Raw genomic sequence first — 14437 nt, 5'->3', positions numbered from 1 at the left:
GGGCAGGAGCGAGTCATGCTCGATGTTTCCTACCGTCTATCGCTGCTCGACCAGGACACGCAGCGGCTGGATGTCAGCCGGTACCTGACGTGTGAATCCGCCGAGGACCCGGTGCGGCTGGCGCGGAGAACGCAGCGCCTCGCCGCCGGTCCCGACACCACCGATCGACCCACAAGCGATTGAAGCCCTTTCTCAGCACGCGCGGTGGACAGCCGCGTTCTGTCGGACTGCGCATCGCACGGACGAACTGCGGAGGAACCCATGACTGAAATGCTGGAAACGCTCATAGGCAGCTCGGTGTACGGCCCCGAAGGTGAGAAGATCGGCAAGGTCAAACGCGTCTACGTCGACAACAATTCCGGGTCACCGACCTGGATTGCGGTGTCCACCGGCCTGTTCAGCGCCGACGCCTTGGTCCCGCTGGCCGGAGCCGAGCATCGCCCCGAATCGGCCACGTTGCAGGTGCGGGTCGGGAAGGAAGCGGTGAAAGCCTCGCCGCAACTGGACCACAACGGGCAGATCAGCCCTCAGGCCGAGCAGGAACTGTTCGACCACTACCAGATCGATCCGGATCAGGCCGCCTGGGATGTCTACGGCAGGCAGCCGGTTCCGCAGCCGCGGCGAGCCCGCCCCGAGATGACCCGCCCGCCGGAGGAGAGGTCCAGGGAGCAGGGCGACGTCGCCACGGCACGAATGCGGACCTATTTGGACAGCGCGGAAGAGACGCTGCGGATGCCGGCCGGCGGCGACGGGACGAGCGTAGGGCGTGAGCCGATGATCGACCCCTACGCCGTCGACACGGCCGATCTCGGTATGCAGGAACCGGATGGCATTCCGCACCCCGACCCCCTGACCGAACAGACAGGAGACCCGGACCCCGAGCGCCGTAGGGGCTGATCGGGCGAACGGACCCGGCCGTGCGGAGTGTGCGACCGGGCTCGTCGGCAGCGATGGTGTGCGTGTCCGCTGACGCGCACACCATCGCTGTTCGCGATTCGGTCGGCTGCCTCGCCCGTCAGGTGGGCAGTGCGACCAGGGAGAGGAATCGCCATGCGCGCGTGGCGGCTTGCAGATCGAAGCGGGTGTCGACATCGCGCAGGTCGAAGCCGGTGAGCTCGCGGATGCGCTCGAGCCGGTAGCGCAAGGTGCTGCGATGGATGTGCAGCGCGGCGGCCGAATCGTCGTAGTTGCCACCGCATTCGAGGTATCGGCTCGAGGTGTGCACCAGATCGTCTCCGCCTGCGGCGGCTCTTGGTCGGCGCCGACGACGATCGCACCCACCGTCTGGAACCGGTCGCGCAAGGGTAGTGCCCAGCCCCAACGGCGGCCGGGAAGCCGAAGGTGGCCTTCGCCGTTCTGCGCGCGGAGTTGCGCGGCCACGCTGGACGGGACCGGGCGTGATCGCGAGGTGAGCAGATACTCGCCATCGACCACTCGATAGCAGCCCAGTGCCCGGCAGCCTCCGATGGACGCTACCGACTCCGCGGCGATCCGGAGAATGTCCGATTCCCCGCAGTCGGCGAAGAGCAGCACCGACGTCGAGACCAGAGCGTGCAGCGATGACGCCGGCACGTCCGCCGGCGGGGCGTGGACATCCGAACTCGACGTTAGCTGGGTCATGAGCTCCGGTCCGTGGCCATCGAGGTAGTGCGTCGATATCGCGGACCCCGGCACCGAACGCCCGTCGTCACTGCGTAGCCGGTCGTCCTGGCGTGAAGCGTCCGCCCTGGCTGGATTGCGTATCGACACGCATTGCTGCGGGCAAAGTCGACGGACACCGCTGGCGTGACCTGCGCAGAGGCAAGCGTCAACCAGATGTTCGCCTCGGTCGGTGCTCGATGTCTCTGTTCGGCCCCGTGGTGCTCAGATTCCGGTGGACGCGGCATCGTCGCCGATTCGTCCCGCTCCATTGATCACGCGCTCGGATGACGGGTGTGCTCTGTGCGCCCGCAGGCACGCGAGTAACCCCGATCGGCACCCGACCGGTGGTGGCAGGATGTCGGGGCAAACCCTGATCTTCACCCCGAAATACCTTCCTACCTGCTGATTCGCGCTCCTCCGACTGTCATGCTCGAAGCGGAAACGAACTTCTGGAGGCATCGAAATGTTGTGGAAGATCATCGGCATCGTCGCCGTCGTCTGGATCGCGCTGGCCGTCATCGGCGCGTTGATCAAGGGCCTGTTCCCGATCCTGGTGATCAGCGCCATCGTGTTCGGTCTGTACCTGCTGTACAAGGCGGTGTCGGGCTCGGACAATTCGACAGTGAGCAAGCTGTAGCGGCGGACGCGGCGGTGCGACGCCCAGCGGGGCGGCGCACCGCCGTCGCGTACCGGCGGTGTTTGAATGACTCTTCGTGGAGCAAGTTCCCGAAGATTGGCAGCGCGGCCTCGTGATCGTCGCGCATCCCGACGACATCGAATACGGCGCCGCCGCGGCGGTCGCCCGGTGGACCCGGCAGGGCAAGGACATTCGTTACGTGCTGGTGACCAGCGGGGAGGCCGGTATCGCCGGATTGCGCCCCGCGCTCGCCGGCCCGCTGCGCGAGGCCGAGGAGATCGCGGCGGCCGAGGCGGTGGGCGTGCGGGAGGTGGAGTTCCTGGGTTATCCGGACGGTCGCGTCGAGGAGAGCCTCGGCCTGCGCCGTGACCTGGCCGCCGCCATTCGCAGGCACCGGCCGGAGATGGTGGTGCTGTTCAACTTCGGTGACGTCTGGGCGCCCGGCTACGTCAACAGCGCCGATCACCGTGCGGTCGGCCGGGCCGCGCTGGATGCCGTCTCCGATGCGGGCAACGAGTGGATCTTCCCGGAGATCGCCGAATGGGAACCGTGGTCGGCGCGGTGGGCGGCGGTCGTGGGACCGGCCGCCACCCACGCCGTCGACGTCACCGACACCGTCGAGCAGGCCGCCGCGTCGCTGGCCGCGCACCGGCGCTACCTCGAGGCGCTGAGTTCCGAGCCCGTCGCCGATCAGGTACGCGCCGTCGTCGAGCAGGCGACCGCTCCCAAGGAGGGGTTTCCCGCCGAGCGCGCGGTCGGGTTCGAGTTGTTCTTCTTCGCCGGCTGAACCCTCGACTCGCGTCGGCACGGATGCGGGTGCGGTCCGCCCTCGGGGGAGTGTGGCAGGCTAGGCGCATGCGAATAGCCGTCGTCGCAGGGCCCGATCCCGGGCACGCGTTTCCCGCTATCGCGTTGTGCTTGCGGTTCCTGGCAGCCGGTGACGAGCCGGTCCTGTTCACCGGTCCGCGCTGGTTCGACGCCGCGCTCGCCGCCGGCATCGGCGTGCGCAGACTCAAAGGCCTGGCACCGCGGCCGGTCGATGACGACGCCGACGCGGGGCAGCGCATCCACGAGCGGGCCGCGCACATCTCCACCGAGATCCTGCCCGAACTGAGCGCCATGCTGCCGGAACTGGTGATCTCCGACGTGCTGACCGCGGGCGGCGGGATGGCCGCCGAGCGGCTCGGCGTCCCGTGGGTGGAACTGTCCCCGCACCCGCTGTATCTGCCGTCGAAGGGATTGCCGCCCATCGGAAGTGGGCTCGCACCCGGCGCGGGCGCGCTCGGGCGTTTACGCGACGGTGTGCTGCGCGGAATGACCGCACGGGCCCTCCGGAACGGCCGCAGGCAGCGGGAGCGGGCTCGCGAGAGTGTCGGTCTCCCGGCCGTCGACCCCGGCCCCGCCGCACGGTTGATCGCCACGTTGCCCGCGCTCGAAGTGCCGCGACCGGACTGGCCGGAATCCGCCCATGTGATCGGTCCGCTGCTGTGGGAACCGACCGACGCGATCCTGGATCTTCCGCCCGGTGACGGGCCGCTGGTCATGGTGGCCCCGTCGACCGCGCACACCGGCGTGGCGGGCATGACCGAGACCGTCCTGGAAGCGCTGGAGGGAACCGGTGTCCGCGTGGCGATTTCGATGCTGGACACTCCGCCCGCCGACCTTCCTCCGTGGGCGACGGCGGGGCTCGGGCGGCAAGACGAACTGCTGACCCGCGCTTCCGTCGTCGTGGGCGGTGGCGGCCACGGCCTGCTCGCCAAGTCGCTGTCCGCGGGCGTCCCGATCGTGACCGTTCCCGGTGGCGGCGACCAGTGGGAGCTGGCCAATCGCGCTGCCAGACAGGGCAGTTCGATCGTCGTCCGGCCGCTGACACCCGAGGCCCTCCGCGCCGCCGTCCAGGAGATCCTCATCGATCCCGGCTACACCGAGGCCGCCGGGCAGGCTGCCACCGCGACCGAGTTCGCGGATCCCGTCGCCCTGTGCCACCAGATCCGCCACGCCGTGCATCCCTGACCGGGAGCGCGTGCCGGGTGTGGCACTGACCAGGGGACGCGCGGGAGGGGAGTAAGTTCGGGACGGTGCGGTTGACCGAGTTTCAGGAACTGTTGCACACCGAGTTCGGTGTGGCCCGGGGCGACGCCCTGCTGGCCGACCACGTGATCCTCGGGCTGGGCGGGCGGACCGGAGCCGACGCCATCGAAGCCGGGATGGATCCCCGCGATGTCTGGCGCGCACTGTGTGCCGAGTTCGACGTCCCCAGGGCGCGCTGGTGAACGCCCCCGGGCAGGTGGATCGGGACGAGCCGCTGTACCGGTTCGACGAGCGGCAGCGAATGATTCCGCACGACCCGCAGCGCCTGGCCGCCCGCGTGGCGCAGGCCCGCCCCGACGATTTCGCCGGCTACCGGCAGACCGGCATCGAGCTGATGCTGCTCGGTCGCTACGACGAGGCGCTGGATCACCTCGATCGCGCGCTCGAGCTGGTGGACACCGAGCGGCGCAGGATCAGCGTGTGGATCAACCTGGGCGACGTCTACCGTTATCGCGGCGACGCGGGCACCGCCGAAACGCTCTACCGGCGGGCGGTGGAACACGCGCGCGCGGCCGATCCGGAGGTGCTCTCCTTCGCCGTGCAGCACCTGGGCAAGGCGCTCGCCGAGCGAAATCAGCTGACCGAGGCGCACGCGCTGCTGACCGAGGCGATGCGGCTACGCGTCACGGACGGCGATCCCGAGGAGATCGAGTCCACCCGCGCCGCCCTGGACACGTTGGGCGAGCTGCCGATCCCGTTGCCGCCCACCGTCGCCGCGCTGCTCGGCGAGTCGCCGAGCTGGTCGGACGAGCACGAGGGCAAGAGTGGCGGGGTGGCGTTCGTCGACGGGGCCTACTGGCTCAAACGCGGACCGAAGGCAGTCGCCGAGTACGAGCGGCTGACCTGGTTGCGCGGCAGAGGGATCGCGCTGCCGGAGGTCGCGGCTTTCGAAGACGACGTGCTGGTGCTCGCGGACGCGGGCGCCCCCAGTCTGGCCGCGCGATCCGGCTCCGAGCGCGCGTATTCCGACTCCATCGGCGCCGTCATGGGCGCGGTCTTGCGGCGGCTGCACAGCATTCCGGTCCGCGAGTGCCCCTTCGACGGACGTCTCGACATCGTGCTGGCACAGGCGCGTCGCCACGTGGTGGAAGGCCTCGTGGACGCGGACGACTTCGACGACGACAACTCCGGCTCCACCCCGGCGGAGGTCCTCGCCCGGTTGCTCGCGCAGCGCCCGGCCCAGGAGGATCTGGTGGTGGCGCACGGCGATTTCACTCCGCCGAACGTGCTGGAGAACGAGATCCTCCTCGATGTCGGCGCGCTCGGCGTGGCCGACCGCTATCGCGATCTGGCGCCGGCCGTGCGTGACCTGCGCGAGGACTTCGGGGAAGCGGAGGTGACGGCCTTCTACACGGCCTACGGGCTGACCGAGCCGGACGAAAGCCGCTTGGCGTACTACCGGCTGCTCGACGAATTGTTCTGAGCCTCAAGCCTTTCGCGCGTAATGCCGCGCCGCTTTGGTGCGGTTGCCGCAGGTGGCCATGGAGTGCCAGCGGCGGGTTCCGTTCTTCGAGGTGTCGTAGAAGAACAGCACGCACTCCGGGTGCGCGCACTGCCGGATCCGGTCGGGTGCGGTGCGCAACAGCTCCAGCAGGTTGTCGGCGGCCAGCCAGGCGGGCAGCCAGGGCCGCTGGGGCACCTCCACTAGATCGGCGGGTCCGGACGCGGTGAGCGCGCGGCGGATGCGGCCGTGTTCCAGCACGTCGTCGAGTCCCTCGTGGGAGGCGTGCACGACCACGTCGTAGATGGCCGTCCGGGCCGCCAGGACCGCGTTCAAGGTCGCCTCGTCGGCGCTCGCGCGATCGGCGAGGCCCGCCGAGGTCAACCAGGTGCGCAGGCCGGCGACATCGGTGAGCAGATCTCGGGGTCCGTGCTCGATCCATCGCGTGTTCAGCAGATCGAGCGCCAGCGGTTCACCGAGGTGGGGGCGTGGATCGGGCATGCCCGAGGGTATCGAGTGCGCGTCGTCGTCCACGGCGGCCACCTCCACTCTAACTAGTTAAATCAGTTTCAGTGGTTGACAGCGCTGTTCGCTGCTCAGTATGTTCTAACTAGTTAAATCGTAATAGACGGTTAACCATTCCGAGGAGGAACACCATGACCGCCGTTGCCGCACCTCAGCTCGCCACCGGGCACATCGGCCTGAACGTCTCCGATCTGGATCGTTCGGTGGAGTTCTATCGCCGGGCTCTCGGTTTCGAACAGCTCGCCGCGAGCACCGACGCCCAGCGCCGCTGGGCGTTCCTCGGTGCCGACGGCAAGCTGGTCGTCACACTGTGGGAGCAGAGCGACGGCACGTTCTCCACCGAGACGCCCGGCCTGCATCACCTCTCGTTCCAGGTCGACAGCATCGACCAGGTGCGCGCCGTGGAGCGGGTGCTGCGTGAGCTCTCGGTGGCCTTCGCCCACGACGGAGTGGTGGCGCACGGCGAGGGTGTCGCTTCCGGCGGGATCTTCTTCACCGATCCCGATGGCATTCGGCTCGAGGTCTACGCGCCCAGCGGCGCCGAAGCCGCTCCCGCGCCCAGCGGCGCGGCCCCGACCTGCGGTTTCTTCTGATCGGTCGGTCGCATAGGGAAGGGAGGATCGTGATGGGACCGTTTCACGACGGGGAGGTCGCCGTCCAGCGCCAAATGGGCCAAGCGGAGATCGCCGAGCGGGTCGGCCGCATGATCCGCCCCGATATCCCGTCGGTGGCCGCCGGCTTCCTGGCCGAACAGCGGATGGTGGTGCTCGCCGCCGCCGACGCGGCGGGCAGGCTGTGGGCGAGTGAACTGGTCGGGCGGCCGGGATTCGTGCAGGCGGTCGACGACCGGACGATCACGGTCGATGCCCGGCCAGCGGTCGCCGATCCGCTGCACGAAGCGCTGACCCACCGCTCCCGCATCGGCATGATCGCCCTCCAACCGCAGCGGCGCAGGCGGATGCGGGTCAACGGGAAATCGGCGCCGGAGGGCACCGGCCTGCGCATCGTCACCGATCAGGTGTACTCGAACTGCCCCAAGTACATCTCCCGGCGGGATATCGAGAGCTACGCGCCCGCCGCCTCGTCGGCAGCCGTACGCCGCGGCGTCGAACTCGACGCGGATCAGCAAGCCGCCATCACGGCCGCCGACACGTTCTTCGTCGCGACCGCGGACGGAGTCGGCAACGCTGACGCCTCGCACCGCGGGGGGAATCCCGGGTTCCTGCAAGTGGTTTCGCCCACGCGGCTGCGCTGGCCGGACTACCGGGGCAATTCGATGTTCATGACGCTCGGCAACATCGAGGTCAACCCGCGCTGCGGAATCCTGATCCCCGATTGGGCCACCGGAGCGACCTTGCAGCTCACCGGCACCGCCGAATTGGTCTGGGAACCCGGGACCTTCGCCGCCGGTGCGCAATGCTCTCTCGATTTCACCGTCGAAGAGGTCGTCGAGCGGCCCGGGGGAGCACTGCGGTGGGGGCCCGCCGAGCTTTCACCCGTCAATCCCTGAACCCCCCTGAACCCTCTGAGAAAGGAGCCGTCCCATGCGGCCTCCGTTACCCCCGTTCGACGCGGAATCCGCGCAGGTCAAAGTGCGAGCCGCCGAGAACGCCTGGAACACCCGCGATCCGGAGCGGGTCGCGGCCGCCTACACCGAAGATTCGGTGTGGCGCAATCGTGACGAGTTCTTCGCCGGCCGCGACGCCATCGTCGAGTTCCTCACCAGGAAGTGGTCCATCGAGAACGGTTACGCGCTGCGCAAGGATCTGTGGGCCTTCGACGGCAACCGCATCGCCGTGCGCTTCCAGTACGAATGGCACGACGAGTCCGGCCGGTGGTTCCGCAGCTACGGCAACGAGCAGTGGGAGTTCGCGTCGGACGGACTGATGTCCCGGCGCGAGGCCAGCATCAACGATGTCCGGATCGAGGAATCCCAGCGGCGCATCTTCGGGCCGCGAGATCCGGGCGACGAGTCGGTGCTGCCCCAGCGGTAGGGCGCGAACAGCCTGGTGACCGCGAGCGCGGCAGCGGCGGCGCCCCGGCCGGGCGCCGCCGTCCCGTTGTGCCGGATCGCGGTCAGGCGGCGACGGCGTGCCGCTCGGCTTCCGAGGTTCGCTTCGATCATCTGCCGTGACACCGCGGACCTCTACCGGTACGTGACCGAGCGGCTCGGCGCGCTGGACGGGATCACCGGCCTCGAGGTGACGCCGTCTCCGCGCGTGCTCGAACAGGCGCAGACGATGCTGGACGCCGACAGGATCACGCTGGTGCGCTGATCGCGCGGCGGTTGCCGGGGACCGCGGATGCGGTGCGCGTTCCGCCGGGCGCGTCACTTGACTCGAACATTTGTTCGTCTAGTCTGGTCGCCAGAACTTGTCGGTGCCGGGCTCTACTGTAGGCGCCAACCACAGAACGAGACTCACCCGTCGAAAAGGGGATCAGGACATGGCACCACAGGCGTACGACCGGGACAAGGCGCTCGAGCTCGCGCTGGCCCAGGTGGAGAAGAGCTTCGGCAAGGGCGCCGTCATGCGCCTGGGCGAGGAGGCGCGCCAGCCCATCTCGGTGATCCCCACCGGCTCGATCGCGCTCGACGTGGCGTTGGGCATCGGCGGCCTGCCGCGCGGCCGCGTCGTCGAGATCTACGGTCCGGAATCCTCGGGTAAGACCACCGTCGCGCTGCACGCGGTGGCCAACGCGCAGGCCGCGGGCGGCGTGGCGGCGTTCATCGACGCCGAGCACGCGCTCGACCCGGACTACGCCCGCAAGCTGGGCGTCGACACCGACGCCCTGCTCGTCTCCCAGCCCGACACCGGTGAGCAGGCGCTGGAGATCGCCGACATGCTGGTGCGCTCCGGCGCCATCGACATCATCGTCATCGACTCGGTGGCCGCGCTGGTGCCGCGCGCCGAGATCGAGGGCGAGATGGGCGACAGCCACGTCGGTCTGCAGGCCCGCCTGATGAGCCAGGCGCTGCGCAAGATGACCAGCGCGCTGAATAACTCCGGCACCACCGCGATCTTCATCAACCAGCTGCGCGAGAAGATCGGCGTGATGTTCGGCTCGCCGGAGACCACCACCGGCGGTAAGGCGCTGAAGTTCTACGCGTCGGTGCGCCTGGACGTGCGCCGCATCGAGACGCTCAAGGACGGCAGCGACGCGGTGGGCAACCGCACCCGCGTGAAGGTCGTGAAGAACAAGGTCTCCCCGCCGTTCAAGCAGGCCGAGTTCGACATCCTCTACGGACACGGCATCTCCAAGGAGGGCTCGCTCATCGACATGGGCGTCGAGCACGGCTTCATCCGCAAGTCCGGCTCCTGGTACACCTACGAGGGCGATCAGCTCGGCCAGGGCAAGGAGAACGCCCGCAAGTTCCTGCTGGAGAACATCGACGTCCGCGACGAGATCGAGAAGAAGATCAAGGAGAAGCTCGGCATCGGCGCCGACGTGACGGCCGATGCGGCCGCGGAGGTGCCCGCCGATTTCTGAGCCGAGGAACGGTCGGCGCTCGCCCGGGACAGGTCCGGCCGCTCCCGGGCGGCCGGAGTCCGACGCGGTGCGGGATATGCGGCGTCGGCTGGAAGAACTTTTGTCCGCCTCGGGTTCGCCGGCTGCCATCCGGCCCCGCGGACAGGAATCCGAGCTCGTCCGGAGAGCCGAAGGTGATTCGGTTGCACCGGACACCATGGGAACTCGGCCGGACGCGTCCGATCCGCAGCGGGCGCGTCCGGCCGGGGCCCGTCGCGGCCGTCGCGACGCGCGGGGGCACAGCGGCTCGTCCTCGACCGACTCCGGTCGGCCCGAAGGCCGGTCGGCGGGTCCGGTGGCGGCCGGATCCGAAGGCGGGACGGTCGAGCAGGCGAAAGAGGCATGCCTGCGCTTGCTCGCCGTCCGCGCCCGCAGTCGTGCCGAGCTGGCCCAGCGTCTCGCGGCCAAAGGGTACTCGGCCGAGGTGAGCGAACGAGCGCTCGAACGTCTCGCCGACGTGGGCCTCATCGATGATGCCGCCTTCGCCGAGCAATGGGTGCACTCCCGCCACACTTTCTCCGGCAAAGGCAAACAGGCGCTCGCGCAGGAGCTGCGGCGCAAGGGCGTCACGCAGTCGGATGCCGCGTCGGCCCTCGACGCGATCACCGCCGACGACGAGGAGGAGCGCGCCGGCGAGCTGGTCCGCCGCAAACTGCGCTCGCTGCCGCGAGACCTGGATCGGGAGAAGGCGATTCGTCGCCTCGTCGGCATGCTCGCCCGCCGGGGCTACAGCCAGGCCACGGCCTATCGCGTGGTCAAAGCCGAATTGGCCGATCAGGGGGTCGAGGGCGCCCTCGACGAGCCCATCGACTGAGTTCCGTGGCCTAGGTGGCTCCCGGCAACAGCTGCGCCATACTGCACCTGCTCGAGACGCTGTCGGCGGCAGTCGAACAGATCGAACGTGGGGGTTGCCGGCGATCGGGTCCGGACGCGCGAAGCCGCATCCCGCTCACAACTGCGTCACACGCCGGTCGGATATGCGGGATACGGATGCCCGGTGCGGCTACCTGCTCCGGGCGCGGCCGGAACGGCCGCCGTGGTCAGCGGAATCGCGGGCGGCAGCGGCGTTTCCGGTCGGTTTCCTGGTTATCGCTGCTCGGACAGCCGATCGGCGCCCGGCCCGCAGTGGTCGAGATCTGTACCCTTCGTACCGCCGCTGCGGAAGTGCAACGCTGCGCGGGTCTCGGGTGCGGCATTGTCGGTCTACACCTCTCCTGTGTCGGAGAGCGGACCCGAGGTCGTGGATGTGGTCATTTCCTGCTCCTGTGTCGAGGACTTCTCAGGTGTCGTGCAGCCGCTCGGGCACCGGCAGGGGAACGGTCCGCTCGGCCTCGTGCAACCGGTAGGCGAGCCGGACCTCGTCCACCTGGTGCGTGCGGCCCAGCGACCGCGCGGCAGGTGGTGCACCTCCGGTTCCCCGTCGGCGAAAGGCGCTGTGGTAGAGCCGGACTCGTAGACGAGGTGGTCGGGGCACGGTTGATCATCGATCATCGACTCCCGTAGGCACGAAGCACTGACGACCGCCCCACCGGTCGGCTACCGGGGATCGGCGTACGCCTACGAGATTGGCGGGACACCACCGAGGGCACGAGTGTTGCGCTCAGCTCGAGCACAACACGTGCTGCCGAATCAGGCCGGTTCGCCGTAGAGCTTCTCCCCGGCGAGCATGCGGCGCTCCAATCCCCGGAGTATCTCGCGCAGCGTCGCCGAGTTCAGATCCTCCAGCCGCTTGAACCGGATACAGGACTTACCGCAGTTGACGCTGCCGAGCCGGTCGGCGTACCGCTCGGCAACGTACTGTCCTGCGACGACGGGCCATTCGCCCGTTTCTTTCATGCTCTTGGAGCGGTACGGCATCATCCCGTACCTCAGCATTGCCGCACCCATGCCCTGCGTGAACACCGGCTCGAAGCTGGGTGCGCTGGAGCGGGATCACCTCGTGCAGGTTCGCAACGCCACGGCGGGGTCACCCGCCCCGGCCACATAGTCCTCGAACTCACGCTCGCTGATGGTCACGGCTTCGTGCCGATGTCGACACCGGGTGCCGCGTCGGTGATGATCGAGTCCGCGGCGACGACGGCGCCGCCGCCTTTGCCGCGCTTGCGCGCCCGCAGCCGCCGCTCCAGCCTGGTCGCCACCAGCGTCAACGCGCTGTTGAGGGCGATCATGATGATCGCGATGATGATCAGCGCCGGGATCGTGTTCTGTTCGGCCGCGCCGAGCTGCTGTCCCGAACGCACGATCTCGACATAGGTGATCTGGTAGCCCAGGGCCGAGTCCTTCAGCGCGACGACCATCTGCGAGATCAGCGCGGGCAGCATCGCTGTGATCGCCTGTGGCAGGAGGATCAATCGCATCAGCTGGTTCTTGCGCATGCCGAGCGCGACGGCCGCCTCGGTCTGCCCTTTCGGCAGCGAGCGAATGCCCGCACGGACGATTTCCGCGATCACCGAGCCGTTGTAGATGGTCAGTGCGGTGACGACCGCCGCGAGCGCGAGATCGTCGGACTTGAACAGGTCGTAGTCCGAGTACACCGCGAACAGGAAGATCATCAGGATCAGCACCGGGATGGCGCGCGCCAGCTCGACGATCGCCCCCGCGACCCAGCGCACGATGCGATGGTCGGACAGCCGCAGGATTCCGAAGATCATGCCGAGAATCAGCGCGAACACGATGGACAGCAGCGCGGCGACGATCGTTCCGCGCAGACCGGGCAGCAGATAGGTCGACCAGACCTCCGCCTCCAGGAACGGCTTCCACTTCTCCGCGGTGAACTGGCCCTTCTCCGCGAAACCGCGGTAGAGCGCCCAGCCTGCCGCGACCACCACGAGCAGGACCAGGACCGAGTAGATGTTGTTGCGCAGCTTCGCCTTCGGGCCCGGCGCGTCGAACAGGACCGAAGCGCCCGCGCTCATACCTGCGCCTCACTGACGCTCATCGAGCCACCTCGTACTTCTTGGCCAGCCAGCCGAAGAACAGGCCGGTCGGCAGGGTCAGGATCACGAAGCCGAGCGCGAAGATGGCGCCGATCGCCAGGACCGCGGCTTCGGTCTCGGTCATCTCCGCCATCAGGGTCGCCGCCTCGGCGACGCCGATGGCCGAGGCGATGGTGGAGTTCTTGGTCAGCGCGATCAGCACGCTGCCCAGCGGGGCGATGACCGAGCGGAAGGCCTGCGGCAGCACGATCAGCCGCAGGTTCTGCAGGAATCCGAAGCCGAGCGAGCGCCCCGCCTCGGACTGGCCCATCGGCACCGTGTTGATGCCCGCGCGCAGCGACTCGCAGACGAAGGCGGCGGTGTAGATGCTCAGGCCGATGACCGCGAAGCGAAAGTTGTTCTGTGCCAGGGAGTCCGGCCCCTCACCTGCGAGGCGCCAGCCCATTGTGGTGTAGAGGCCGAGCGACATGAACACGATGATCAGCGTGAGCGGAGTGTTACGGAAGATGGTGACGTAGGCGGTGCCGACCCAGCGGGCGACCGGCACCGGAGACACGCGCAGCCCGGCGACGACGGTGCCCAGGATCAGCGCGCCGACCGCGGACAGCACGGACAGTTGGATGGTCACCCAGAAAGCTTCGAGGATTTGGCTGTCGTACCTCGAGATCAGGTCGAACACGGCGGGCGCGTCCCTCCGATCGGGTCTCGATGGTCAGGGGAAGTGCGGGGGTGGCCCGGTCCGGGTCGGGACCGGGCCACCGCCCGGGATGCGGGACGTCAGTACCGGTTGACGGTCGGCGGCTGCGGGGCCTGGTAGCCGGAGGCACCGACGGTCGAATCGAACGCCTTCTTCCAGGAACCGTCGGCGATCATCGCCTCGATGGCGTCGTTGATCTTGTCCCGCAGCTCCTTGTCGCCCTTCTTCGACCCGATGCCGTAGTTCTCCGTGGTGAACGGCTTGCCGACCACCTTGAACGCGCCGCTGCTCTGCGCGGCGTAACCGGCCAGGATGATGTCGTCGGTGGTCACCGCGTCCCAGGATCCGGCGCGCAGGCCCTCGAGGCAGAGCGAGTAGGTGTCGTTGGTCTGCAACTGGGTGTCGGGGAAGTTCTTCTCGATGTTCTGGGCCGGGGTGGAGCCCTTCACCGAGCAGACCTTCTTGCCCTTCAAATTGTCCGGGCCGTTGATGTCGGTGTTGTCGGCGCGCACCAGCAGCGACTGTCCTGCGACGTAGTACGGCCCGGCGAAGTCGATCTTCTCCTTGCGCTTGTCGTTGATCGAGTAGGTGGCGACGATGTAGTCGACCTGCCCGTTCTCGATCAGCGTTTCACGCTGCGGCGACGGCGCCTCCTTGAACGTGATCTGGTCGGGCTGCACACCCAGCTTCCCGGCGACGTACTTGGCCACCTCGACATCGAATCCGCTGTAGGACCCGTCCTTGTTCCGCAGGCCCAGACCCGGCTGGTCGAACTTGATGCCGACGGTGAGCTTGCCGTCCTTGGCGTGGTCCAAGGCGGATTTGTCGTCGCCGCCGCCACACGCGGTGGCGGTCGCGGCGGCGAGTGTCAGGGCGATCGCCCCGACACCGATGCGCAGAGCACGATTGATCCTCATCGAGTTCCTTCTCCCTATCCGTGG

21 protein-coding genes are annotated in these 14437 nt (G+C 68.4%); 14 read left to right on the top strand and 7 right to left on the bottom strand.

Going from position 1 to position 14437, the window contains the following annotated elements:
* The first annotated feature begins 15 nt into the window (after positions 1 to 15).
* Both ON19_RS42020 and ON19_RS19775 read left to right on the top strand, forming a co-directional pair.
* Positions 16 to 183, top strand: a complete 168-nt coding sequence (locus ON19_RS42020) for a hypothetical protein (protein WP_157229762.1) — start codon at positions 16 to 18, stop codon at positions 181 to 183.
* 78 nt (positions 184 to 261) lie between these two features.
* Positions 262 to 897: a PRC-barrel domain-containing protein gene (locus ON19_RS19775; protein WP_083899489.1), complete on the top strand. Its 636-nt coding sequence runs from the start codon at positions 262 to 264 to the stop codon at positions 895 to 897.
* 118 nt (positions 898 to 1015) lie between these two features.
* Here the strand turns inward: ON19_RS19775 and ON19_RS19770 are convergent, their stop codons facing one another.
* The gene (locus ON19_RS19770) at positions 1016 to 1225 is read right to left on the bottom strand and encodes a PucR family transcriptional regulator (RefSeq protein WP_043694732.1); all 210 of its coding nucleotides are present in this window, start codon (positions 1223 to 1225) and stop codon (positions 1016 to 1018) included.
* A gap of 879 nt (positions 1226 to 2104) precedes the next feature.
* Between ON19_RS19770 and ON19_RS42910 the strand changes: the two genes are divergently transcribed.
* The 5 genes from ON19_RS42910 (at position 2105) to ON19_RS19740 (ending at position 5792) form a co-directional block, all read left to right on the top strand.
* A complete protein-coding gene (locus ON19_RS42910; protein ID WP_039799283.1) occupies positions 2105 to 2278 on the top strand; it encodes a hypothetical protein in 174 nt (57 codons plus the stop codon).
* A 76-nt stretch (positions 2279 to 2354) separates the two neighbouring features.
* Positions 2355 to 3065: a PIG-L deacetylase family protein gene (locus tag ON19_RS19755; protein WP_043694726.1), complete on the top strand. Its 711-nt coding sequence runs from the start codon at positions 2355 to 2357 to the stop codon at positions 3063 to 3065.
* A 68-nt stretch (positions 3066 to 3133) separates the two neighbouring features.
* Positions 3134 to 4291: a glycosyltransferase gene (locus ON19_RS19750; RefSeq protein WP_043694723.1), complete on the top strand. Its 1158-nt coding sequence runs from the start codon at positions 3134 to 3136 to the stop codon at positions 4289 to 4291.
* A 65-nt stretch (positions 4292 to 4356) separates the two neighbouring features.
* On the top strand, positions 4357 to 4551 hold the full coding sequence (locus tag ON19_RS19745) for a DUF3046 domain-containing protein (protein ID WP_043694720.1): 195 nt from the start codon (positions 4357 to 4359) through the stop codon (positions 4549 to 4551).
* Positions 4548 to 5792 (top strand): phosphotransferase, encoded by a 1245-nt coding sequence (locus ON19_RS19740; protein WP_227954676.1) that lies wholly within the window; start codon positions 4548 to 4550, stop codon positions 5790 to 5792. The genes ON19_RS19745 and ON19_RS19740 overlap by 4 nt, the downstream gene beginning before the upstream one ends.
* A 3-nt stretch (positions 5793 to 5795) precedes the next feature.
* On the opposite strand, the gene ON19_RS19735 is transcribed toward ON19_RS19740, so the two are convergent.
* A complete protein-coding gene (locus ON19_RS19735) occupies positions 5796 to 6311 on the bottom strand; it encodes a CGNR zinc finger domain-containing protein (RefSeq protein WP_043694872.1) in 516 nt (171 codons plus the stop codon).
* A 155-nt stretch (positions 6312 to 6466) separates the two neighbouring features.
* Between ON19_RS19735 and ON19_RS19730 the strand changes: the two genes are divergently transcribed.
* The 6 genes from ON19_RS19730 to recX all read left to right on the top strand — a co-directional run bounded on the left by ON19_RS19730 (position 6467) and on the right by recX (position 10677).
* Positions 6467 to 6928 carry a VOC family protein gene (locus ON19_RS19730; RefSeq protein ID WP_043694718.1) on the top strand — a complete coding sequence of 154 codons (462 nt, stop codon included), beginning with the start codon at positions 6467 to 6469 and terminating at the stop codon, positions 6926 to 6928.
* A 32-nt stretch (positions 6929 to 6960) separates the two neighbouring features.
* Complete coding sequence (locus tag ON19_RS19725; RefSeq protein ID WP_043694715.1) at positions 6961 to 7845, top strand: pyridoxamine 5'-phosphate oxidase family protein; 885 nt, start codon at positions 6961 to 6963, stop codon at positions 7843 to 7845.
* Between the two features lie 34 nt (positions 7846 to 7879).
* On the top strand, positions 7880 to 8329 hold the full coding sequence (locus tag ON19_RS19720; protein WP_043694712.1) for a nuclear transport factor 2 family protein: 450 nt from the start codon (positions 7880 to 7882) through the stop codon (positions 8327 to 8329).
* Between the two features lie 15 nt (positions 8330 to 8344).
* Positions 8345 to 8611, top strand: coding sequence for a hypothetical protein (locus ON19_RS43885; protein ID WP_043694709.1), 267 nt, complete (start codon positions 8345 to 8347; stop codon positions 8609 to 8611).
* 169 nt (positions 8612 to 8780) lie between these two features.
* Positions 8781 to 9824, top strand: a complete 1044-nt coding sequence (gene recA, locus ON19_RS19710) for a recombinase RecA (RefSeq protein ID WP_043694706.1) — start codon at positions 8781 to 8783, stop codon at positions 9822 to 9824.
* A gap of 196 nt (positions 9825 to 10020) precedes the next feature.
* Positions 10021 to 10677: a recombination regulator RecX gene (gene recX / locus ON19_RS19705; RefSeq protein ID WP_083899488.1), complete on the top strand. Its 657-nt coding sequence runs from the start codon at positions 10021 to 10023 to the stop codon at positions 10675 to 10677.
* Between the two features lie 465 nt (positions 10678 to 11142).
* On the opposite strand, the gene ON19_RS42010 is transcribed toward recX, so the two are convergent.
* Positions 11143 to 11337 carry a hypothetical protein gene (locus ON19_RS42010; protein WP_157229761.1) on the bottom strand — a complete coding sequence of 65 codons (195 nt, stop codon included), beginning with the start codon at positions 11335 to 11337 and terminating at the stop codon, positions 11143 to 11145.
* Positions 11338 to 11492: 155 nt separating this feature from the next.
* Positions 11493 to 11699, bottom strand: a complete 207-nt coding sequence (locus ON19_RS19700; RefSeq protein ID WP_157229760.1) for a hypothetical protein — start codon at positions 11697 to 11699, stop codon at positions 11493 to 11495.
* Between ON19_RS19700 and ON19_RS42005 the strand changes: the two genes are divergently transcribed.
* Positions 11698 to 11850 carry a hypothetical protein gene (locus tag ON19_RS42005; protein WP_157229759.1) on the top strand — a complete coding sequence of 51 codons (153 nt, stop codon included), beginning with the start codon at positions 11698 to 11700 and terminating at the stop codon, positions 11848 to 11850. The two genes, ON19_RS19700 and ON19_RS42005, sit on opposite strands and share 2 nt — an antisense overlap.
* Before the next feature lie 25 nt (positions 11851 to 11875).
* Here ON19_RS42005 and ON19_RS19695 read toward each other — a convergent pair whose 3' ends face one another.
* The 3 genes from ON19_RS19695 to ON19_RS19685 form a co-directional block, all read right to left on the bottom strand.
* Positions 11876 to 12778 (bottom strand): amino acid ABC transporter permease, encoded by a 903-nt coding sequence (locus ON19_RS19695; RefSeq protein ID WP_043694704.1) that lies wholly within the window; start codon positions 12776 to 12778, stop codon positions 11876 to 11878.
* Positions 12779 to 12797: 19 nt separating this feature from the next.
* On the bottom strand, positions 12798 to 13478 hold the full coding sequence (locus tag ON19_RS19690; RefSeq protein WP_043694701.1) for an amino acid ABC transporter permease: 681 nt from the start codon (positions 13476 to 13478) through the stop codon (positions 12798 to 12800).
* Between the two features lie 98 nt (positions 13479 to 13576).
* A complete protein-coding gene (locus ON19_RS19685; RefSeq protein ID WP_043694698.1) occupies positions 13577 to 14413 on the bottom strand; it encodes a glutamate ABC transporter substrate-binding protein in 837 nt (278 codons plus the stop codon).
* Between the last annotated feature and the right edge of the window lie 24 nt (positions 14414 to 14437).

This window comes from Nocardia abscessus NBRC 100374 (assembly GCF_000308455.1).
GTDB lineage: Bacteria > Actinomycetota > Actinomycetes > Mycobacteriales > Mycobacteriaceae > Nocardia > Nocardia abscessus.
This window is presented reverse-complemented; position numbering and strand designations above follow the sequence as displayed.

Excerpts from the sequence above, each read along its gene's own strand:
- ON19_RS19695 (WP_043694704.1), bottom strand. The coding sequence starts at position 12,778 with ATGAGCGCGGGCGCTTCGGTCCTGTTCGACGCGCCGGGCCCGAAGGCG.
- ON19_RS19685 (WP_043694698.1), bottom strand. The coding sequence starts at position 14,413 with ATGAGGATCAATCGTGCTCTGCGCATCGGTGTCGGGGCGATCGCCCTG.
- ON19_RS42910 (WP_039799283.1), top strand. The coding sequence starts at position 2,105 with ATGTTGTGGAAGATCATCGGCATCGTCGCCGTCGTCTGGATCGCGCTG.
- recX (WP_083899488.1), top strand. The coding sequence starts at position 10,021 with ATGGGAACTCGGCCGGACGCGTCCGATCCGCAGCGGGCGCGTCCGGCC.
- ON19_RS19735 (WP_043694872.1), bottom strand. The coding sequence starts at position 6,311 with ATGCCCGATCCACGCCCCCACCTCGGTGAACCGCTGGCGCTCGATCTG.
- ON19_RS19720 (WP_043694712.1), top strand. The coding sequence starts at position 7,880 with ATGCGGCCTCCGTTACCCCCGTTCGACGCGGAATCCGCGCAGGTCAAA.
- ON19_RS19725 (WP_043694715.1), top strand. The coding sequence starts at position 6,961 with ATGGGACCGTTTCACGACGGGGAGGTCGCCGTCCAGCGCCAAATGGGC.
- ON19_RS19700 (WP_157229760.1), bottom strand. The coding sequence starts at position 11,699 with ATGAAAGAAACGGGCGAATGGCCCGTCGTCGCAGGACAGTACGTTGCC.
- ON19_RS42020 (WP_157229762.1), top strand. The coding sequence starts at position 16 with ATGCTCGATGTTTCCTACCGTCTATCGCTGCTCGACCAGGACACGCAG.
- recA (WP_043694706.1), top strand. The coding sequence starts at position 8,781 with ATGGCACCACAGGCGTACGACCGGGACAAGGCGCTCGAGCTCGCGCTG.
- ON19_RS19730 (WP_043694718.1), top strand. The coding sequence starts at position 6,467 with ATGACCGCCGTTGCCGCACCTCAGCTCGCCACCGGGCACATCGGCCTG.
- ON19_RS19775 (WP_083899489.1), top strand. The coding sequence starts at position 262 with ATGACTGAAATGCTGGAAACGCTCATAGGCAGCTCGGTGTACGGCCCC.
- ON19_RS42005 (WP_157229759.1), top strand. The coding sequence starts at position 11,698 with ATGCTCTTGGAGCGGTACGGCATCATCCCGTACCTCAGCATTGCCGCA.
- ON19_RS19750 (WP_043694723.1), top strand. The coding sequence starts at position 3,134 with ATGCGAATAGCCGTCGTCGCAGGGCCCGATCCCGGGCACGCGTTTCCC.